This is a genomic window from Aliiroseovarius sp. Z3 (genome assembly GCF_029105185.1).
In the GTDB taxonomy this organism is placed as follows: Bacteria; Pseudomonadota; Alphaproteobacteria; order Rhodobacterales; family Rhodobacteraceae; genus Aliiroseovarius.
In genome coordinates, this window is the sequence record NZ_JAFMZK010000011.1 from 83,108 (window position 1) to 102,532 (window position 19,425).

A 19,425-nucleotide genomic window follows, 5' to 3' on the forward strand; every position below is an offset into this window, starting at 1 on the left:
TTGTACCTAGGGATTCCAGCAACTGGAAGGTCAAGGGCTATTCATCCACGCGCGCAACGCAGCGCTCACTCAACCGTTCCACGGTGAGGTCAAAGGACCGATATTGGGGCGTATTCGACGCTGACGCCCGGCTCATGTCCGACGCGCGTGGCGATTTTTAGTCATCTTTCGCCTTCTGCCAGACTTGCTGGCAGGCTGAGTAAAGAAACGTCGCTGACCAGGTCAGCAACATGAAGCCCAAAAGCGATTGCAGCATCAGCAAAAGTCGAAAGGGCCCGACCACCTCTATGGACGAATAGCCAAGGGTCGAGAATGAGATGCCCGTAACATAGAGAACATCCTGAAACATCGACGGGCTGTTGCTGAACGATTGCTGCAGAACGCTTGCCACCACCATCGTGTTGAACACGGCGAGCGTCACAAGTTCCAATACGTGCAGCAACAGCAACGCGGAAAACATCAGGATGATCCGAAAGCCGGAGCCATCCGACCGCTGCGGGGAAAACTTCAGAATGCCCGACAACGCATAATGATGGACAATTCCCATCACGATCGCCGCGCATATTCCGACAAACATGGCCATCAACTCGGTCATACACCCAAACCCGTCTTCCTGTTCAAACAGGTCAATTTGACCATACATCAGGCGTTTAGCACAACGGGACCGATTGATTCTTCACAGGTCAGGCCAACGCGGAGGGCAACCCGTTCAGGGCGACATCCACTGGAACGGTCGGCAAGTTCGATGCGATCCAGCCAGGCCCTTCGCCTGATCCCAACATCCCTTCCGAGATATCGGCGTAGCCCGAATAGCCAGCTTGACTTAACGCTCGAAGCAGCGATGCGGAGCGTCCGCCAGTAGCGCAGATCAGTCCAACAGTGCGATCACCGCTCAGTTCCTTCGCCCTGAACAATCGGTCCGGAAAACCGGACGCGTGCATGCTTATCGGCCATACACCAGCACCTACGCCGGTTTCTTGCCACTCTTCATGCGTTCTGACATCGATGATCCGCGCCGTATCTGATAGAAGCGCGTCAAAGGCATTCTCTGCCGACCAGACAGATCGGCTCTGCGCCAACAGCGGTGACGCCGTGACGGTCAGCACCATCATATGAGCACCCAGAACGAAACGGCGCCGGTTCAAATCAAGAGCCATATTCGAAAACCTCATCCTTTGATCGGTTGCGATCCCAAAGGGCACATAACATACCCGCGACGCTACCCGGGAGCACGATACGGTGCAGGCACAGATTTGTATCCATCTGTAGCAAGGGACTGACCTGATACAAACGGCTACAATTCTACCCATGAAACACGGTGCAACGATGATCTAGGAAGGACGCCATGGGACCGCCACCTCATATCCTTATCGTGGACGACCACGCTCAGATACGCGAAAGCGTCGCGCGCTTCCTGGAGAAGAATGGAATGCGCACGACCGTCGCCAGGGATGCCGTGGAGATGGATGCCAAGCTAGCCACCGGTCACTTCGACCTCCTCGTGCTCGATGTCATGATGCCGGGCGAGGACGGTTTGTCGGTTTGCCGCAGACTTGCGCCAGAGGGTGATCTTCCGATCATCATGCTGACGGCGCTTGGTGAGGAAACGGATCGGATCGTGGGGCTGGAAATCGGTGCGGACGATTATCTGGCCAAGCCGTTCAATCCACGAGAACTGCTCGCCCGCATCAAGTCGGTTCTTCGGAGAAGCAACCGCAACGAACCTGTGGCCGGAAGCCTCGCTGGCAGGAAAGTTAGTTTTGCGCATTGGATACTGGATACCGACCGGCAGGTGCTGATCGATGAGACCGCCACAGAGACGCCATTGACGACCTCCGAGTTCAAATTGCTGGCGGTCCTGCTGGAACGCGCGAGGATGGTGCTCAGCCGTGACCAATTGCTTGACCTGACCGCTGGTCGGACGGCAGGCCCGATGGATCGCACCATCGACAATCAGATCAGCCGCCTCCGCCGCAAAATCGAGCCGGATGTACTTAGGCCCAGTGTCATCAAAACGGTGCGGAACGGCGGATACTGTCTGGCTGCCGATGTCGAGGATGCGCCGTGATGCGCCGTGCGATGAGGTCTCTGAGCGGCCAGTTGATCTTGCTTGTGGTCGCGGTACTTGTCATGGCCCAGGCGATCAGCCTGTTCCTGTTCGCTGACGAGCGCAGCCTTGCGATCCGTGCTGCATTGGGGTTTGAGGCCGCGGGTCGCGCAGCGAATGTCGCGCGGTTGATCGAGGAGGCTCCGTTGGATCTGCAGGACTCGATCCTTCGCGCGGCGAATTCGCCTCTGATCCGGTTCGATCTGTCGGACGCTCCGATCGTGGATCACACCGGTCACTCGGACGGCGGCATCGTGGAAGCGCGAATACGCGCCCTGATGGACGACAGCTACAGCCGGGACATTCGCATTGAATTGCACGAGGTCGAAGGCGAGTTGCGGCCCCTTCCCAACCTCTCGGACGAGATGACGGAAATGCATCTCGCGATGATGCGCGGAGAGTTGACGGCGGTTGAAATGAACCTGTCGATCGCCATCAAGGGAGCGCGCTGGCTGAATGTCGGAACGCGGTTCGAGCGTCCGCCAATCCAATGGCCTTTCTATTCGATGCTGACCTTCGGAATTTCCGCCGGACTGCTTCTGGTGGCGATCTTCTGGTTTGTCTTGACGCGCCTGACACGTCCTCTTCGGACACTGTCCAAGGCCGCGGACCATCTTGGCCGAGGCGAAGATGTGGGCGAATTGACGGTCGCAGGACCGACCGAGGTCAAGGACCTGACCGTCGCCTTCAACCGCATGCAACGACGGCTGACCCGGTTTGTCAGTGATCGTACACGTATGCTCGCAGCCCTTGGCCACGATTTACGCTCGCCGTTGACTGCCATGCGTGTCCGCGCGGAGCTGGTTGACGAAGAAGAGACGCGGGACAGCCTCATCGCATCGGTCGAAGAGATGCAGAGTATGGTCGAAGCGACGCTCACCTTTGCACGCGGCCTTACCGGATCCGAAGGTGCCGAAGTGGTCGATCTGCGCAATTTTCTGGACAGCTTGTGCAGCGATATGGCGGCACACTGCACCTTTGCCCCGAGTGATGATGTTGCCGTGCGGCTTCGACCCAACGCGTTCCGAAGGGCACTGAGGAACTTGCTTGAGAACGCCGTTCGCTACGGTGGTGCCGCAAAAGTCAGCTGGGCGACCCACGGTTCGAACCTCGTACTCAACATCGATGACAATGGGCCCGGCATTCCCGTCGACCAGTTGGAAAAGGTCTTCGATCCGTTCTATCGCCTCGAGCAATCGAGGTCTCTGGAAACGGGCGGTTATGGGCTTGGGCTCTCAATCGCGAGGACAATCGTCCAATCCCATGGCGGCGATATCCAGCTGGTCAATCAGAACAGCGCGGGTTTGCGCGCTGTTGTCACCATCCCGTTGGATGAAACCGAACTGATCGAAGGAGAAACAGATGAAACTGAACGCGTTGATCCTGCCGTTGCTGGCCAGCTTGCCCGCCAGCATGGCGCGAGCTGATGGTCCAGGCTCCTGGACAGGTCACATGTGGGGCGGAGGCTATGGCTTTATGGGCGGCTTCATGATGCTCGCCTTCTGGGGCGCCGTGATCGCATTGATCGTGTTTCTGGTGCTCAGGCTGCGGGACAATGGCACCCGTCCCCCGGACTCGGACGCGCAGGAAGCGCTCCGGCGCCGCTTTGCGAATGGGGAAATCGACGAAGAAGAGTTCCATCGCCGCAAAGCAACGCTCGACGAATAGACCCCGCCGCGGACGCCAAAGCCGTCCGACGCGACGCCCACCGACACTGGATAGGAAAGAACGCCATGGTCCCGGAAATTGGTCACTTCGCACTGGCCCTCGCGCTTGCGCTTGCGCTTGTTCAAAGCGTTCTGCCGATTGCAGGTGCGTCGCGTGGAAACGCCGTCTGGATGAAATCCGCCCAGGCGACGGCAATAGGACAAGTGCTGTTTGTGGCCATAGCCTTCGCAGCGCTGATGCAGGCCTTCATCGTCAGCGACTTCACCGTCAGGAACGTCGTCGAGAGTTCCCATTCGCTCAAGCCGATGCTCTACAAGGTGGCCGGGACCTGGGGCAGCCATGAGGGTTCGCTGCTGCTCTGGATTCTGATCCTCGCGGTGTTCGGCGCGGGCGTCGCCTGGTTCGGATCGAACATCCCCGCCGAGACCAAGGCGCGCACCTTGTCGGTGCAGGCGTGGATCAGTGTCGGCTTCCTGTCCTTCCTGCTGCTGACGTCGAACCCCTTCGAGCGGGTGTTTCCGCCGCCGCTCGACGGCAATGACCTGAACCCGTTGCTTCAGGACATGGGTCTCGCCATGCACCCGCCGCTCTTGTATTTCGGGTATGTCGGCTTCTCCATCGTGTTTTCCTTCGCCGTTGCGGCTCTTATAGAGGGTCGCGTCGATCCGGCCTGGGCCAGATGGGTCCGGCCATGGACATTGGCCGCCTGGATCAGCCTGACGGCGGGTATCGCCCTCGGGTCTTGGTGGGCCTATTATGAACTGGGCTGGGGCGGCTGGTGGTTCTGGGATCCGGTCGAGAATGTAAGCTTCATGCCTTGGCTTCTGGGCACAGCGCTGTTGCATTCGGCCATCGTCACGGAAAAGCGCGATGCGTTCAAAAGCTGGACCATCCTGCTTGCCATCCTGACTTTCTCGCTTTCACTTCTCGGGACGTTCATCGTCCGGTCAGGCCTGCTTACATCCGTACACGCGTTCGCCGTCGATCCAGAGCGCGGAGTTTACATTCTGGGTTTACTCGCGGTGTCCATCGGTGGGTCGCTGGCGCTCTACGCCTGGCGGGCGCCCGAAATGGAGCCGGGTGGTTTGTTTCGCCCGATCAGCCGCGAAGCCGGGCTGCTCGTGAACAACCTCATTCTGGCCGCCGCTACGGGAACCGTTCTGTTCGGGACGCTTTATCCACTGATCCTGGAGGCTGTCACCGGGGACAAGATCTCGGTCGGTCCACCTTTCTTCAACGCGGCCTTCATTCCGATGATGCTGGCACTGGTCGTGTTCATGGGTCTTGGTCCATTCCTGTCGTGGAAGCGGGCTGATATCGCCGGTTTGCTCGATCGCATCCAATTCGTGGCCGTGCTGGCGGTCATTGCAGCCTTGGCCGCATGGTATCTTCTGAACGGTGGGCCGATCATGGCCTATCTTGCCATCCTCGGCGCAGCGTGGCTGCTTTTTGCGACCCTGCGGGAATGGGCGCTACGCATCCGTCTGTTCGAGGTTTCCCTTGCAGAGAGCGCGAGACGCGTGCGCAACCTGCCACGCGCCTCTCACGGTATGACGCTTGCCCATGCCGGCGTCGCTGTGTTGATGATGGGGATGATCGGCTCGACCGGATGGAAGAGTGAGGAGATCGTCTTTGCCGCCCCCGGGACCGAAGTCACGATCGCCGGGTTCGACATCACCTTCGAAGGGGCCGCAAAGGTTCAAGGGCCGAACTACATCGCGGATCGCGGCACCCTTGTGGTGCGTCGGGATGGCGAATTGGTCACGACACTTTTCCCGGAACGGCGGTATTACCCGGTCGCGGAAAGCCAGACGACGGAGTCGGCCATCCGCTCCACATTGGCGGGCGATCTCTATACGTCGATTGCAACGCCAGCCTCCGATCAAGTGAACAACGCCGGAGCATGGACCCTTCGGATCCTCTATGAACCGCTCGTCAACCTGATCTGGATCGGCTCGATCCTGCTGGTGATCGGTGGCTGTTTGTCCTTGTCGGATCGCCGTTTGAGGGTCGGGGCGCCGCGCCGTGCCAAACAGCCAGCCACCGATGCCGTTCCTGCCGAGTAGGAGAGAAGATGAAACGTCTCATTGCCGGGCTGCCGTTTGTTGCGGCGGTCATATTCGGTGGGTTTTTTCTCTGGGGGCTCAATCCCGACCGGGATCCCAACGAGATCCCTTCCGTCCTGATCTCGCAACCGGCCCCGGCGTTCGACCTCGATCCCGTGCCGGGGTTGGAGACACCCGGCCTGGCCCGAAGCGATCTTGTCAGCAACGAACGACCGGTCGTGGTCAATGTCTTTGCGTCCTGGTGCGTGCCCTGCCGCGCGGAACATGCCGTGTTGACAAGATTTGTCGAACGAGAAGGCATGCGGTTGTTCGGAATAAACTACAAAGACAAACCTGAGGATGCCGTGAAGTGGCTCAATGACCTCGGCAATCCCTACGAGCGGATCGGGTCCGACCTGTCGGGCCGGACCGGGATCGAATGGGGCCTGTCGGGCGTGCCGGAAACCTTCATCGTCGATAGCGATGGCACCGTTTTGTTTCGCTATGTCGGGCCGGTCGTGGGTCCGGACGCCGTCGAACGGTTCACGCAAGCCCTGAAGCAGGCAGGCGCACTGCCAAATGGAGCAGGTTCATGAGACAGTTGATTTTCGCGTTTTGCATCGGGCTCCTTCCCTTTGCCGCCAATGCGGTGGAACCGGACGAAATGCTGACCGACCCGGTATTGGAACAGCGTGCGCGGGAGATTTCCAAGGATCTACGATGCGTCGTCTGTCAGAACCAGGACATCGACAGTTCGAACGCGGGTGTGGCGCGGGACTTGCGTCTGCTCGTACGCGAGCGCCTGGTCGTTGGAGACAGCGACGCGGAGGTGATCGAATACATACGGGCGCGGTACGGGGATTACGTGCTGCTGAAACCGCCTCTGGAGCCTGCGACCTACGCGCTTTGGTTCGCTCCGATCGCTTTCGTTCTGATCGGGGTTTTCGTTGGTGGCGGGCTACTGATGAGTCGGCGAAAGCAAGAGGCATTTGAAGACTTGGGCTCGGAGGATGAGAACACCGTGTCCGAAATTCTCAGGCAAAACGAAGCGGGGGATGCGTCATGATCTGGGGTATTTTCGTTCTTTTGACGCTGGTCGCAATCGGAATTGTCCTCTACCCGCTGCTGCTGTCCAAATCGAACACTCTCACCAGAGGGGATGCGGTACCGGCGATCCTCGCCGATCAGATGCGGGAAATCCAACGAGACATGGACCGCGGTTTGATTTCTGAACAGGAAGCTCAAGCGGCCAGACTCGAGATCAAGAAACGGATCCTCGCGACGACCCGCAATTCGGAAGAAAAAGCCGGATCATCCCGTAATGGTGGCAGAGTCACTCTCGTTGTCGCGGCGGTCCTCGCGCCGGTTATTGCCGCGGGCTACTATCTGACGATGGGATCGCCGGAGGTTCCTTCAATGGCCTTCGCTGCCCGTGCAGAGGAGCGGGCACAGACTGATGAAGTGACGGCGCTGGCAATACAACTTCGCGAAAGGCTTGTATCCGATCCGACCGGCGGCCCTAGCGAAGGGTGGATGCTGTTGGGCCAGACCTATCAGCGCATGGGCAGAGCAGCCGATGCCGTCGAAGCCTTCGAAGTCGTTGCCGAACGGGAGGATGCCACCTCCGCGACATTCTCCATGCTGGCAGAGGCTGTCGCGGTTGCCAATGACGGCGTTGTTATTCCACGGGCGAAATTGGCCATTGATCGCGCTTTGGACCTTGACCCATCCAATCCTGCGGCAACCTACTTCGAGTCTCTGTATTACTTTCAGCAAGAAGAGACGCGTAAGGCCTACGATCTGCTTGTTTCACGACTGAATCAGGAAGAGGCTTACGTTCCCTGGATGGAGACCTATGCAGCGCAGATCAACCGGATTGCAGCGGCAGCTGACCTTCCGGTCGTCAATCTACCCAGCGGGCCGACGTCGCAACCAGGCCCGAGTGCCGCAGATGTCGCGGCGGCGTCGGAGATGAATGACGCGGATCGCGCGGAGTTCATCCGATCGATGGTCTCGCGGCTGGCCGAGCGTCTTGAGGATGAACCGGACGATCTGGATGGTTGGATGCGGCTGGCAAATGCCTATACCGTCCTTCAGGAGCCCGATCGCGCCGTTGAGGCCTACCGCAAGGCTGAAGCGCTGTTGGAGCAGCAGCCCGCCAGTGATCCTCGGCGTGCGGCGGTCCGTGCCGCGCTTGAGCGGCTCGGCGGCTGACTACTGCTCGGTGTCCCGGTCGAGCAGGTCACTCCTGTCCGGCAACCTTTGCGGAAACATCCCGACCACTGGCTTGCGCCAAGGCGTTCATCACGTCCTCGGTTTTTAGCAATTCGGACAGCACAATGCCGTTCGGTGCCGATGGTCCGTAGACGGCATTGAAGGGGATGCCGTATCTGCCGAAACTCTCAAGGTAGCGGGAAATGCGCGTGTCCGGGCGTGTCCAATCTGCCTGCATCGCCGTGACTCCAGGCGCTTCAAGCGCGCTCCGGACTGGCTCCCGATCGATGATAAGTGTCTTGTTCGCTTTGCAAGTCAGACACCAGTCAGCGGTCACATCGACAAAAACGACCTCTCCTGCGGACACGCGTTTCGCTATTTCCGAACGATCAAATGCGATCCAAGCCATTGCCAACTGCGGCGTCGAACGCGCAGGTGCTGATTGCTGCAAGAGAGGACCTGCGGCAATGGCCAGGACAAGGCTGGCTATGGCAATAGACCACCTGAATTGGGACTGCACATTCGGGAGAGATAGTATCAGAACGGCGAGACCGGACAACGCCGCGACCGCGATGACAGACGCAAGCCCGGCGACACCGTCGAGCACCCAGAACAGCCACACGGCGGTTGCAAGCAACAAAACCCCCATGACGCTTTTGATGATCAGCATCCATCGACCAGGCTTGGGCATGAATGCGACCAGACGCGGGAACGCGGCGATGACGAGATAGGGCAGGGCGAGGCCGAGCCCGAGGCTCGTAAAGACGATGAGGATGTCCAAGCCACGCCCGGCCAAAGCAAAGGCCACAGCGGTGCCGAGGAACGGTGCCGAACAAGGCGTCGCCATGACGGCACCGAACATGCCAGTGAAAAAGTCGGCGGAATACCCGTTGCGTCCTCCGGCCCCTGCAAGCCGCGTCTGCATGCCGTGTGGAAGGGCGAACTCGAACGCTCCGAACAGATTTGCCGAAAAGACGAGCAGGACAGCGATCATCGCCGCAAGAAACAGCGGGCTTTGAAACTGCAAACCCCACCCGACGCTGAGGCCTGCCGTCTGGAGCGCCCAGAGGACGAGCGCCAGACCCCACATGAACGTCATGATGCCGGCGCTGGCAGCGACGAAACCGAACCGGACACGGGTTGTGTCGTGATCGGTGTGTTTGAGCACAGACGACACCTTGATGGACAGCACCGGCAGCACGCAGGGCATCACATTCAGGATCAATCCGCCCAGCAGCGCGATCGCGGCAATCCAGATCAGTTCCATCATGTCCGGTGTCGTGGCGGCCAGTTCAAAGGGTGGTGCTATTCCTTGCGCCACGCGATCCGCGATGATCGTGAAGGCCCGGTTCTCGCCGTCGGTGACGGTAATCGACGGAGCCACTGTCACATCCGTATTCGACGAGAGGATCGGCAAGCGCGCCCAAAGCAAACGATCCTCTTCTCCCAAACGGATATCGGGTTTGCCAAGCGCAACACCCATACCCAGTTCGGGAAACACATCCGGCGACTGGAGTGGTTCATCGACGCGAAGGCTGACGATCAACTCCGTGAGGTCTTCGTCGATGAAGGCATTTGCCTCGCTGACGCCGCTCGTCTTGGCCCCTTCGGGGACGCGCTCGGAAAACGTACCGATCAGCCCAGCCGAAGTGCTGTCGATGACGTTGCCCCGTCCGAGGCGAAGTGACAGGTCAAACTCTTCCGGGACACAGACATTGGAGCACACCAGCAGTTTGACCTGCGCGGAAAGAGTCACAGGTGCGCCGGGATCTTTGAGCGTTATGCGCAGCGGAAAGACGACTTCACCCGCATAACCAAAATTTTCGATGCCGAAGGCGGTGAAGCGCGTCGGGGCGGGCCACATGAATTCGACATCTGCGACGTTTTCGGAACCGCTCCATTCGACCGAAGGCGGTATTCCCACCTCGCCCGCCGACCGCCAATAGGTCTTCCAGTTTTCGTTCAGTTGAAGGTGAAGCCCGGCTGACAGAGTCTGTGTGTTCTCGGGAACGCCGTCCTGTACACTAATGAGATGCGCGGTGAGTGGCGCGCTCTGGTATTCAGCAGAGGTTGCTGCCGCGACACTTCCAGAGACAACGGCCAGGAGCACGAAGGGAATAAGCAAAACCCGTCGCAGGATCAAAAGGCAATCGATCAAGATACCTGCTTCCTTCCCATACTTTCCGCAGATTTCGCCAGGACGGCGGAAATTGCGTCAAAGTCCACCTGTGGCAAAACCCTGACGACCGTCCGCACAGACAATTCGCGCAACGCCAGTCGCAGAAGATGAAAGGGTTCGACACCCATCCGGCAGAAGGTCTGACGCTTGCTTCGTGGACACGATAGCGCCGCGATCCGAGCAGTCTTCAAGACTTCCTGCACATCCCCCAAGCATGAAACCCGACAACAGCAACGCGCCTACGCGTACCTTCCCGCGCACATCACGGCCTGTCGCGGACCACGACTGGAATCGCGGAGGTTATGGGCTCGGTCGTTTCCTCGATAGTGTCCTTTGCCTTGTCGGAATGGCACGATTTTCCCATGAACTTGTGCATCACGAGATGCGCCCCAACGCACAGCAGGAGCGGGGCGAAAGCCGCTGCATTGCCCCACATGCCCGCCAATGTGCCGCCGGCAAGAAAAAACCCCGCAACGGGCAGCAGCATGACGACGCAACACGCCATCATTCCGTAATGCATAAGCCTGTCCACGATCGGCTTTTTTCTGTGGTTTTGGTGGTCCATGATACCCTCTTTTCACCATTTTAAGTGTCATCTACGACCCTACAGTAGAGTAAGGTCAAGGATACAAATGGATACACTTCTCGCGGCCTTGTCAGGTTGTTTGATGCCGGTCTTCCCGTAAAAAGGGATGTAACAAAATCGAAGGCAGGAGTGTGTCATGACGACCTTGCGAGAAAACAAGATCAATCGGCGAGGCCTATTGGGATTTGCGGCCGTCGCTTTGGCCGCGCCCAGCGTGGTTCAAGCCGAGATTACTCGCCGTAACATATCTTCGTTCCGTACTCATGAGTGGCAAGACCATTTCGACACGCTCGGCAAGGGGATCATCATCTCAGATACCGTGACGATGGCGCTTCAGCATTGGACGTCTGATGGCGAAATGCGGATTTATCCAACATCAGTTCCGCTGACTGACGAACTCACCAAACGCGGTTACACGGAAGTGGTGGAAAAGCGCAAAAACCCCAGCTGGGCGCCGACGCCCTCCATGCGGGAACGCAATCCAGAATGGCCGGCACGTGTCGAGGGAGGCGATCCTGCCAACCCTCTGGGTACCCGCGCATTGTATCTGTCCTGGCAATACTACCGTATCCACGGAACACAGGACACGCGAAAGATCGGTCGTCGGTCGTCAAATGGCTGCATCGGTTTGTTCAACGAACAGGTTGAAGAGCTGTACGAGCGGGTGCCCGTCGGCACTCAAGTCAAACTCATCTGACCCAACGGGCAAGGCGGAAGATACAGGCATGGACAAATTAACTGCGCTGATTGGTGCCGTTTTTGTTATCGGCGGGGGTTTTGCCGTTTGGCAGTTCGTTGGAGCCGAAGATTTAGCGGTTGGCCACTCCATGACGCCACCTGACACAAGCGAGATTGCCGAAGGCGATCCGATCGTCCAGGTCCAGCTGCCTGACGCACTCTCGCAGCAGGCGGCGCTTGGGAAGAACATATTCGAGGCAAAATGTTCCGAGTGTCACGGCGAAAATGCCGCCGGTCGCAACGGTGTTGCGCCGCCTCTCGTGCACAAGATCTACGAACCGAGCCACCATTCGGACATGGCTTTTGTTCTGGCAGCTCAAAACGGCGTCCGTGCACATCACTGGAATTTCGGTAATATGCCTAAGATCGAGGGATTGACCCAAGGAGACGTCAAGATGGTGGCCGCCTATGTCCGCGAATTGCAGCGGGCCAACGGGATCAACTGATGCGTTGGTCGAAGACGAACCGATGGATTCTGTCGGCCGTTTTCGGCCTTTTCCTTGTAGTTCTCGGGGTGCCAGAGGCGCCGGTATATCATGGTGAAACGTCGTTGGGGCAGGAATACCATGGTCACGAAGACGCAGGGCCATCGACCGAGGCCTCTGGCCACTGCCATCCAGGCCTCGATTGTTCTGTCCCGGCAGCGTTATTGCTTCAGCCGAACATGGCGTACGAGCCTTCTTTTCTGAAAGCCGTCATGCAAGACGGCGCGATCCAACGAACCGAATTGCGCCCGATCAGCGATCCTCCACCGCCCCGACGGTGGGTCTGATTTCACATCGCTCGAAAAGCAGACCCAAAGAAGGATCGAAGACATGAAAAAGACGACTATCGTAGCGGCAGTGTTGATTGCAGGTACTGCGGTCACGGCATTCGCGCATAGCGGTGCCACCGGCATCGTGAAAGAGCGCATGGATGCCATGCTTGCAATGGGGAAGGCGGTCAAGACCGTGGCCCCGATGATGCGGGGCGAAACGGCCTATGACGCAGAAACAGTGCGCGATGCCGCGCGCCTGTTCCAGCAGCACGCCGGTGAGAGCATGACAAAGCTGTTCCCAGAGGGCACAGGGGGCATGCCCTCGGAAGCCAAGGACGAGGTGTGGACCGACTGGGAGCGCTTCGCGGCATTGGCAAGTCAGCTGGAAGAATACTCTGAGGGCCTGGAACGCGCAGCCGACAATGGATTGGGCGGCATGAGCGGCAATACCTCCATGGATGGCGCCTCGATGATGGGCGGCGGGTCAATGATGGGAGGCGATACAACCATGATGGGCGGGAGCACGATGATGGGCCGAGGCGACATGATGGATGCGGCCGCCATTGCCGAAATGCCCGCCGACGCAGCATTCGCGATGACGACCCAGGTCTGTTCCGCATGCCATGAACGCTTCCGGGCGGAAGAAGACTGACCATGCGCCGGTTCTTGACACTCGTCAGCGGGGCCGCCGTGCTGGGCGCGGCCAGCCTCGGCGTCGTGATTGCATGGCCTGTCGGCAGTGCAGTGACTACGATTGCAATAGAGGGCAATGTCGACCGGGGCGCATATCTGGCGCGCGCCAGTGGGTGCATTGCCTGTCATACCAATTTTGAAGCGGGCGGCGCACCACTTGCCGGAGGGGCGCCGCTCGAAACCCCGTTCGGAACGTTCTACCCGCCCAACCTGACGACAGACCCGGAACATGGCATGGGCGAATGGACGGCAGAACAGTTCGCAAAAGCCGTGCGGCAAGGCATCGGCCCCGATGGAACGCCGTACTATCCGTCTTTCCCGTACACCTTCTATGCGGATTTTTCTGACCAGGATATCGCTGACCTCTGGGCGGCGTTTCAAACCGTGCCGCCCGTGGACGAACCTGCACCAGAAAACGATGTCAGCTTCCCATTCGATCAACGATGGGGGCTGAAGCTCTGGCGAGCGGCGTTCTTCTACGATCCGGATACCGAACCGGTTGAAGGGCGAAGCGGCGCATGGAATCGCGGACGGGAATTGGTGCGCGGTGCGGCACATTGCGGAGCCTGCCATACGCCGCGCAATCTTGCAGGAGGTCGCGATATAAGTGCTTCCTTTGCAGGCAACGCCCAGCTTCCCGGTGGCAGCAAGGCACCCGCGATACGGCCAAAAGACCTGGCCAAAAATGACTGGACGGTTTCAAACCTCGCTTATGCGCTCCAGACCGGCATCACCCCTTCGGGCGATGCTTTCGGCGGCAGTATGGCGGAAGTGGTTCGCGAGGGAACACGTTTCCTGACGCCTGCGGATCGCGAAGCGATGGCGCTCTTTCTGCTGAACAAGGACACGGTCGAGGTGGAAAACTCCGAGTCGAACTAACATCACGCGGGGGCGAGAGGCCCCCGCTTTCTCGAGGATGAAAAATGAATCAAACGAGACGGGATTTCTTGCGCCATGCAACAATGGCGGCCTGCGCGGTGGCCATCCCGCGAACGGCTTTTGCCGAAATCCCGATCGAGGACTTGGTTGCCAAGGTCGCCCGCCAACAGCTTCTTCCAGACACCTACCCCGATACTGAGATCTGGAGCTATGGCGGCCTCATTCCGGCGCCGGAAATCCGAGTCGCGCAGGGCGATTGGGTGCGCCGCCGGTTCCGCAACGAGTTATCTGATCCCAGTTCGGTTCACTGGCACGGGATCCGGATCGACAACGCGATGGATGGTGTTTCAGGCCTGACCCAAGAAGCCGTGCCCCCAGGCGAAAGCTTTGACTACGATTTCATTGCGCCGGACGCCGGCACCTATTGGTATCACGCGCACAATCGCTCATACGAGCAAGTCGCGCGTGGTCTGCGCGGTGCCTTGATCGTCGAAGAGGTCGATGTACCGGACATCGACCGCGAGGAAGTCATCGTTCTGGAGGACTGGTTGCTCGACCCTGAGAGCGGGCAGTTGTTCGACAATTTCGAACAGCCTATGATGATGAGCCACGGTGGACGCATCGGCAATTTTGTCACGACGAACGGGCGCTATGACCTGACCTTGTCCGCGAAGCGCAACGAACGCATTCGTTTGCGGATCATCAACGCAGCAAGCGCGCGAATTTTCCCGCTGACGCTCTCGGGGTTGAGTGGCTGGACGGTGGCCGTCGATGGAATGCCAATCGGCCAACCCCAGCAGATTGACGGCGAGTTGATCCTCGGCCCGGCACAGCGCGTCGACCTAATTGTCGATGTGACCGAAGACGAAGGCGGCACCGCCCAATTGCTTCGCATCGGCGATGATGATCAACTGACCCCGTTGGTGAGTTTTCTGGTCGACGGCACAGCCAGTTCAGTACCAAGAGGCAAGCCACTGCCGTTGCCACCGAACCCCGCGGCACACGCCCCGGACCTTGCCGATGCGCGTGATTTGCGACTGGTCATGTCGGGCGGGGCAATGGGGCGGATGCAGTCCGCATTGCTTGGAGGGGAACGTCTTGGTTTCCGTCAGCTTGCCCAAGCGGGAAAGTTCTGGGCCCTCAATGATGTCGCCGAAATGACGGACACACCATTGGCCGATCTGTCCCTGAACGAGCCCGTGCGCTTGAAGATCGAGAACCAAACCGTTTTTCCACATGCGATGCACCTGCACGGGATGCATTTCCGCGAGCTGCGCCCCGACGGCGCGTTCGGGCCGATGCGGGACACGATCCTGTTGGCCGGCAACGAGTCCCGGGAGATCGCCTTTACGGCAGACAATCCCGGCAAGTGGCTATTCCATTGCCACATGCTCAGCCACGCCGCGTCCGGCATGACAACCTGGATACGGGTCACATGAGGTATTTCGTTTGGTCCATTCCGATCACTGTCGTCGCAGCCGCCCTCACATATTGGCTCTCGACCAGTGCATTCTCGGATGTCGGCAGCGCCACCAAGTCGGAGAGCTACGACATCGAAGAAGGCGCGTTGCTATATGCAGAAAACTGTGCGTCTTGTCATGGCGCGGGTCTGGAAGGCCAGCCGGAATGGCGAACGCCCGGCGCGGATGGGCGCCTGCCAGCACCACCACATGATGAGACGGGTCACACCTGGCATCATCCTGACAGCCTGCTCTTCGATTACACAAAACTGGGGGGTGCGGCGCTTCTGGCGCGTCAGGGCGTCGAATTCGACAGTGGCATGCCCGGTTTCGCAGACGTGCTGACCGACCAGCAAATTCACAACATCCTGGCCTTCATCCGGTCCACCTGGCCAGACCGCATCCGCGAAGTCCAGGCCGCGCGGACAGAAGCCGACGAACAACGGGGAGAGAACTAAAATGCGTTTCAGACAAGCCTTCACGACGGTCGCGATAGCTGCCTTGCTTCCGATACCGGCACTCGCGGACGAACTGTCAGAGTCCCGGGTCAAGGAACTTGTGCTCGAGGCAATCCGCGAGAACCCGGAGATTGTCATGGAGGCCGTGGCGATCCTCGAACAAAGGCAGGCGCAAGCGCAGGAGCTCAGTCAGGCCCAAGTTCTGAATGACCAGCGCGAACTGATCGAGAACGATCCGAATGCGCCGGTTCTCGGCAACCTGGAAGGGGACGTCACTGTTGTGGAATTTTTCGACTACAACTGTCCCTATTGTCGGCGGGTCAAACCCGAGGTGCGGGCTTTGATCGAAGACGATCCCAACATTCGCCTCGTCTATCGTGAATGGCCCATTCTCGGAGACGGATCGGTGTTTGCCGCGAAAGCGGCCTTGGCAGCGCGCAAGCAGGACAAATACGAAGAGTTTCACTGGGCAATGATGGGGCTGGAAGGCCGCGCGGAAGAGGCCTCCGTGCTGCGCGTGGCCGAGGAGATCGGCCTGGATATCGCGCAGTTGCGCAAGGACATGGAGGCCCCCGAGGTCGAAGAGCACATTGCGACCTCCATGCAACTGACCCAAGCTCTGGGCTTTAACGGCACGCCGTCTTTCGTGATCGGGGATGCGCTGGTCCCGGGCTTCGTCGAAAAGGCGCAGCTTGCCGACTTGGTCGAGGAAGCCCGCAAAGTCGAAGACTGAAATTCTGTGCCTGGACCACCCTTGGGTGGTTCAGGCACTGCATCAAGCGGCCGCAGGTTCCACGTTGTAGCCCGCATCCCGAATGATCGCTTGGACCTGATCGGCTGGTAACACGCTGTCGACATGCACCTGTCGGGCAGAAAGGTCACATTCTACGCCTGCATTCGGATCTGCGCTCTTCACCGCGCTTTCGATTGCTGCGGTGCAATGCCCACAGCTCATGTCCGGAACGCTGAACTTCATCGGAACCACTCCTTGATCTGATTTCTATCGGTGACATGGGGCTTCCCCCCGCTGGAAGGTCAAGTGAAGAAATTTATTTGGCGCCCTCCCATTGACCCTCCAGTAACTGGAAGCCTCATATTCCACTTCGAATGGAAAAACAGGTGACACATATGCCCGAACCCAAACAGATCAGCCTGCCGATCGAAGGCATGTCATGCGCGTCCTGCGTTGGCAGGGTCGATCGCGCATTGAATGCAATCGACGGCGTAGAGGATGTGTCGGTGAACCTTGCCTCGGAAACTGCTCGCATGAGCGTGGACGCGCTCAAGCGCATTCCCGACATCATCGAATCCCTTCGCGAGCTGGGCTACCCCGCGCGGAAGGCCAGGGCCGAACTCACGATTGCAGCGATGTCCTGTGCCTCTTGCGTCGGGCGGGTCGATAAGGCGCTTGCCGCGGTGCCCGGGGTGGTCGAGGTGAACGTCAACCTCGCCTCAGAGACGGCGACGGTCGTTTACGTCGAAGGTCTTGTCACGACATCCGATCTGATCGAATCAAGCGGCGCGGCAGGGTATCCAGCAACCGTGGCAACGGCCCAGGCCGGTGACGACAGAGTTGCGCGCAAGGAGGAAGAGGCTCAGGCGCTTGCCAAACGGGTCACCTTTGCGGCCATCCTCGCCTTGCCGGTCTTCCTGATCGAAATGGGTGGCCACGTCATTCCGGCCGTTCATATGCTGATCGAGACCACGATTGGCCAGCAGACGAGTTGGCTTCTTCAGTTCGTGCTGACGACAATCGTTCTCTTCGGCCCGGGCCGGACGTTTTACACCAAGGGTTTCCCGGCCTTGTTCCGGGGTGCCCCCGACATGAACAGCCTCGTCGCGGTCGGCACCGGGGCGGCTTACCTTTATTCCGTGGTTGCGACATTCGTACCGTCGGTCCTGCCTGACACGCTGCGCACCGTCTATTTCGAGGCGGCAGCGGTCATCGTCGTTCTGATCCTTCTGGGGCGGTTTCTTGAAGCGCGCGCCAAGGGGAGAACGGGCGCGGCCATCCAGAAGCTATTAGGGCTTCAGGCGCGGACTGCACGCGTGATGCGGGACGGAGAAAGCGTCGAGATCGAGATCGATGCGCTGGTTCAGGGTGACATCGTCATCGTGCGCCCTGGTGAACGCATCGCGGTCGATGGCGAGGTCATCGAGGGGACCAGCCGCGTCGACGAAAGCATGCTGACAGGCGAGCCGATCCCCGCTGAAAAAGGTGCCGGAGATACGGTGACCGGCGGGACGGTCAACGGCGCCGGAAGCCTGCAGTTCCTCGCCACGCGGGTCGGCGCCGACACGACCCTGGCGCAGATTATTCGCATGGTCGAAGAGGCCCAGGGCGCCAAACTGCCGATCCAGGGATTGGTCGACCGGATCACCTTGTGGTTCGTGCCTGCCGTGATGGCGATCGCGGCGGCGACCGTGCTGGTCTGGCTGTTTTTCGGGCCTGATCCGGCCCTGACGATGGCGCTGGTCGCCGGTGTGTCGGTGCTCATCATCGCGTGCCCCTGCGCGATGGGGCTTGCGACGCCGACCTCGATCATGGTCGGGACGGGACGTGCTGCGGAAATGGGTGTCCTGTTCCGTAAAGGTGACGCCTTGCAGCAACTTGATACCGTTGATGTGGTCGCCCTCGACAAAACAGGCACGGTGACCGAGGGGCGACCCGCACTGACTGACCTTGTGCTGGCGGAAGGGTTCGATCGCCCAACAACGCTCTCGAAGATCGCTGCCGTGGAGTCGCTCTCCGAGCATCCTGTCGCGGACGCCATCGTGCGGGCCGCGCGGGCCGAGGGCGCACCTCTTGTGGCGGCCGAAGGCTTTCAATCGGTCACAGGTTACGGCGTGCGCGCCGTGGTCGAAGACGTGGAGGTGTTGGTTGGGGCCGACCGCTACATGGCGCGCGAAGGCATTGACGTCTCGGCATTGGCTCCAGAGGAAACGAAGATCGCAAGCAAGGGTCGCACGGCGCTTTACGCTGCCATAGATGGGCGTGTCGCCGCCGTGATCGGCGTGGCCGATCCGGTCAAACCGGCAAGCCGCGCAGCCATCGCAGCGCTGCACGAAAAGGGTCTTGCGGTTGCGATGATCACCGGCGACAAACGCGAAACCGCCGAAGCCATCGCCCGCGAAACCGGTATCGACCACGTCATCGCCGGCGTCCTGCCGGACGGCAAGGTTGCGGCGCTCGACAGTTTGCGCCAAGGGAACAAGCGCATCGCCTTTGTCGGCGACGGGATCAACGACGCCCCGGCGCTGGCGCATGCCGATGTGGGCATCGCCATTGGAACCGGCACCGATGTGGCCATCGAATCTGCGGATGTCGTCCTGATGTCGGGCGATTTGCGCGGCGTGGTGAACGCCTTCGAAGTATCGCGGCGAACCATGCGCAACATCCGGCAGAACCTGTTCTGGGCCTTTGCCTACAACGTGGCACTTATTCCGGTCGCTGCCGGGGTGCTCTATCCGGCCTTTGGGTTGCTCCTGTCACCAATCCTTGCGGCGGGTGCGATGGCGTTGTCCTCGGTGTTTGTCCTGACCAATGCCCTGCGGCTGCGGCGCATCGCGCCTGCGATGGACGAGCAGCGCGCAATCCCGGCAGAGATGGCAGCCGCCACTCCTGCTCCAGCAGAATAACG

20 protein-coding genes are annotated in these 19,425 nt (G+C 59.7%); 15 read left to right on the top strand and 5 right to left on the bottom strand.

Annotated features, from left to right (window positions below):
- Positions 1-157: 157 nt before the first annotated feature.
- Together J3R80_RS16755 and J3R80_RS16760 are read right to left on the bottom strand one after the other, a co-directional pair.
- Positions 158-643 (bottom strand): ion channel, encoded by a 486-nt coding sequence (locus J3R80_RS16755; protein WP_275394923.1) that lies wholly within the window; start codon positions 641-643, stop codon positions 158-160.
- A 40-nt stretch (positions 644-683) separates the two neighbouring features.
- Entirely contained in the window at positions 684-1,157 is a 474-nt protein-coding gene (locus tag J3R80_RS16760; RefSeq protein ID WP_275394924.1) for a rhodanese-like domain-containing protein, read from the bottom strand.
- 188 nt (positions 1,158-1,345) lie between these two features.
- Here J3R80_RS16760 and J3R80_RS16765 point away from each other — a divergent pair, with 188 nt between their 5' ends.
- The 7 genes from J3R80_RS16765 (at position 1,346) to ccmI (ending at position 8,034) form a co-directional block, all read left to right on the top strand.
- Positions 1,346-2,068, top strand: coding sequence for a response regulator (locus J3R80_RS16765; protein WP_275394925.1), 723 nt, complete (start codon positions 1,346-1,348; stop codon positions 2,066-2,068).
- Positions 2,068-3,534, top strand: coding sequence for an ATP-binding protein (locus J3R80_RS16770; protein WP_275394926.1), 1,467 nt, complete (start codon positions 2,068-2,070; stop codon positions 3,532-3,534). Before J3R80_RS16765 ends, J3R80_RS16770 begins: the two co-directional genes overlap by 1 nt.
- Entirely contained in the window at positions 3,470-3,775 is a 306-nt protein-coding gene (locus J3R80_RS16775) for an SHOCT domain-containing protein (RefSeq protein ID WP_275394927.1), read from the top strand. The genes J3R80_RS16770 and J3R80_RS16775 overlap by 65 nt, the downstream gene beginning before the upstream one ends.
- Positions 3,776-3,840: 65 nt before the next feature.
- A complete protein-coding gene (locus J3R80_RS16780; RefSeq protein WP_275394928.1) occupies positions 3,841-5,841 on the top strand; it encodes a heme lyase CcmF/NrfE family subunit in 2,001 nt (666 codons plus the stop codon).
- Positions 5,842-5,849: 8 nt separating this feature from the next.
- Positions 5,850-6,416: a DsbE family thiol:disulfide interchange protein gene (locus J3R80_RS16785; protein ID WP_275394929.1), complete on the top strand. Its 567-nt coding sequence runs from the start codon at positions 5,850-5,852 to the stop codon at positions 6,414-6,416.
- Positions 6,413-6,886 carry a cytochrome c-type biogenesis protein gene (locus J3R80_RS16790; protein ID WP_009807484.1) on the top strand — a complete coding sequence of 158 codons (474 nt, stop codon included), beginning with the start codon at positions 6,413-6,415 and terminating at the stop codon, positions 6,884-6,886. The genes J3R80_RS16785 and J3R80_RS16790 overlap by 4 nt, the downstream gene beginning before the upstream one ends.
- Positions 6,883-8,034 (top strand): c-type cytochrome biogenesis protein CcmI, encoded by a 1,152-nt coding sequence (ccmI, locus tag J3R80_RS16795; protein WP_008327282.1) that lies wholly within the window; start codon positions 6,883-6,885, stop codon positions 8,032-8,034. The genes J3R80_RS16790 and ccmI overlap by 4 nt, the downstream gene beginning before the upstream one ends.
- A 28-nt stretch (positions 8,035-8,062) precedes the next feature.
- On the opposite strand, the gene J3R80_RS16800 is transcribed toward ccmI, so the two are convergent.
- The gene (locus J3R80_RS16800) at positions 8,063-10,192 is read right to left on the bottom strand and encodes a protein-disulfide reductase DsbD domain-containing protein (protein ID WP_275394930.1); all 2,130 of its coding nucleotides are present in this window, start codon (positions 10,190-10,192) and stop codon (positions 8,063-8,065) included.
- Between the two features lie 283 nt (positions 10,193-10,475).
- Positions 10,476-10,778, bottom strand: a complete 303-nt coding sequence (locus J3R80_RS16805) for a DUF2933 domain-containing protein (RefSeq protein WP_106165395.1) — start codon at positions 10,776-10,778, stop codon at positions 10,476-10,478.
- A gap of 157 nt (positions 10,779-10,935) precedes the next feature.
- On the opposite strand from J3R80_RS16805, the gene J3R80_RS16810 reads away from it, so the two are divergent.
- The 7 genes from J3R80_RS16810 (at position 10,936) to J3R80_RS16840 (ending at position 16,517) form a co-directional block, all read left to right on the top strand.
- Positions 10,936-11,496 carry a L,D-transpeptidase gene (locus J3R80_RS16810; protein WP_106165396.1) on the top strand — a complete coding sequence of 187 codons (561 nt, stop codon included), beginning with the start codon at positions 10,936-10,938 and terminating at the stop codon, positions 11,494-11,496.
- A 28-nt stretch (positions 11,497-11,524) separates the two neighbouring features.
- A complete protein-coding gene (locus tag J3R80_RS16815) occupies positions 11,525-11,983 on the top strand; it encodes a cytochrome c (protein ID WP_007803401.1) in 459 nt (152 codons plus the stop codon).
- A 369-nt stretch (positions 11,984-12,352) separates the two neighbouring features.
- Positions 12,353-12,946 carry a cytochrome c gene (locus J3R80_RS16820; RefSeq protein WP_007803403.1) on the top strand — a complete coding sequence of 198 codons (594 nt, stop codon included), beginning with the start codon at positions 12,353-12,355 and terminating at the stop codon, positions 12,944-12,946.
- Positions 12,947-12,948: 2 nt separating this feature from the next.
- Positions 12,949-13,866: a cytochrome c gene (locus J3R80_RS16825; protein WP_275394931.1), complete on the top strand. Its 918-nt coding sequence runs from the start codon at positions 12,949-12,951 to the stop codon at positions 13,864-13,866.
- A 44-nt stretch (positions 13,867-13,910) separates the two neighbouring features.
- On the top strand, positions 13,911-15,305 hold the full coding sequence (locus tag J3R80_RS16830) for a multicopper oxidase family protein (RefSeq protein ID WP_275394932.1): 1,395 nt from the start codon (positions 13,911-13,913) through the stop codon (positions 15,303-15,305).
- The gene (locus J3R80_RS16835) at positions 15,302-15,784 is read left to right on the top strand and encodes a cytochrome c (RefSeq protein ID WP_275394933.1); all 483 of its coding nucleotides are present in this window, start codon (positions 15,302-15,304) and stop codon (positions 15,782-15,784) included. The genes J3R80_RS16830 and J3R80_RS16835 overlap by 4 nt, the downstream gene beginning before the upstream one ends.
- Before the next feature lies 1 nt (position 15,785).
- Entirely contained in the window at positions 15,786-16,517 is a 732-nt protein-coding gene (locus tag J3R80_RS16840; protein ID WP_275394934.1) for a DsbA family protein, read from the top strand.
- Between the two features lie 42 nt (positions 16,518-16,559).
- On the opposite strand, the gene J3R80_RS16845 is transcribed toward J3R80_RS16840, so the two are convergent.
- Positions 16,560-16,760: a heavy-metal-associated domain-containing protein gene (locus J3R80_RS16845; protein ID WP_007803412.1), complete on the bottom strand. Its 201-nt coding sequence runs from the start codon at positions 16,758-16,760 to the stop codon at positions 16,560-16,562.
- A gap of 152 nt (positions 16,761-16,912) precedes the next feature.
- On the opposite strand from J3R80_RS16845, the gene J3R80_RS16850 reads away from it, so the two are divergent.
- Complete coding sequence (locus J3R80_RS16850; protein WP_275394935.1) at positions 16,913-19,423, top strand: heavy metal translocating P-type ATPase; 2,511 nt, start codon at positions 16,913-16,915, stop codon at positions 19,421-19,423.
- The last annotated feature ends 2 nt before the right edge of the window (positions 19,424-19,425 follow it).

Bases quoted from the DNA above. Each gene is read 5' to 3' on its own strand.
- J3R80_RS16755 (WP_275394923.1), bottom strand. From the start codon at position 643: ATGTATGGTCAAATTGACCTGTTTGAACAGGAAGACGGGTTTGGGTGT.
- J3R80_RS16760 (WP_275394924.1), bottom strand. From the start codon at position 1,157: ATGGCTCTTGATTTGAACCGGCGCCGTTTCGTTCTGGGTGCTCATATG.
- J3R80_RS16765 (WP_275394925.1), top strand. From the start codon at position 1,346: ATGGGACCGCCACCTCATATCCTTATCGTGGACGACCACGCTCAGATA.
- J3R80_RS16770 (WP_275394926.1), top strand. From the start codon at position 2,068: ATGCGCCGTGCGATGAGGTCTCTGAGCGGCCAGTTGATCTTGCTTGTG.
- J3R80_RS16775 (WP_275394927.1), top strand. From the start codon at position 3,470: ATGAAACTGAACGCGTTGATCCTGCCGTTGCTGGCCAGCTTGCCCGCC.
- J3R80_RS16780 (WP_275394928.1), top strand. From the start codon at position 3,841: ATGGTCCCGGAAATTGGTCACTTCGCACTGGCCCTCGCGCTTGCGCTT.
- J3R80_RS16785 (WP_275394929.1), top strand. From the start codon at position 5,850: ATGAAACGTCTCATTGCCGGGCTGCCGTTTGTTGCGGCGGTCATATTC.
- J3R80_RS16790 (WP_009807484.1), top strand. From the start codon at position 6,413: ATGAGACAGTTGATTTTCGCGTTTTGCATCGGGCTCCTTCCCTTTGCC.
- ccmI (WP_008327282.1), top strand. From the start codon at position 6,883: ATGATCTGGGGTATTTTCGTTCTTTTGACGCTGGTCGCAATCGGAATT.
- J3R80_RS16805 (WP_106165395.1), bottom strand. From the start codon at position 10,778: ATGGACCACCAAAACCACAGAAAAAAGCCGATCGTGGACAGGCTTATG.
- J3R80_RS16810 (WP_106165396.1), top strand. From the start codon at position 10,936: ATGACGACCTTGCGAGAAAACAAGATCAATCGGCGAGGCCTATTGGGA.
- J3R80_RS16815 (WP_007803401.1), top strand. From the start codon at position 11,525: ATGGACAAATTAACTGCGCTGATTGGTGCCGTTTTTGTTATCGGCGGG.
- J3R80_RS16820 (WP_007803403.1), top strand. From the start codon at position 12,353: ATGAAAAAGACGACTATCGTAGCGGCAGTGTTGATTGCAGGTACTGCG.
- J3R80_RS16825 (WP_275394931.1), top strand. From the start codon at position 12,949: ATGCGCCGGTTCTTGACACTCGTCAGCGGGGCCGCCGTGCTGGGCGCG.
- J3R80_RS16830 (WP_275394932.1), top strand. From the start codon at position 13,911: ATGAATCAAACGAGACGGGATTTCTTGCGCCATGCAACAATGGCGGCC.
- J3R80_RS16835 (WP_275394933.1), top strand. From the start codon at position 15,302: ATGAGGTATTTCGTTTGGTCCATTCCGATCACTGTCGTCGCAGCCGCC.
- J3R80_RS16840 (WP_275394934.1), top strand. From the start codon at position 15,786: ATGCGTTTCAGACAAGCCTTCACGACGGTCGCGATAGCTGCCTTGCTT.
- J3R80_RS16845 (WP_007803412.1), bottom strand. From the start codon at position 16,760: ATGAAGTTCAGCGTTCCGGACATGAGCTGTGGGCATTGCACCGCAGCA.
- J3R80_RS16850 (WP_275394935.1), top strand. From the start codon at position 16,913: ATGCCCGAACCCAAACAGATCAGCCTGCCGATCGAAGGCATGTCATGC.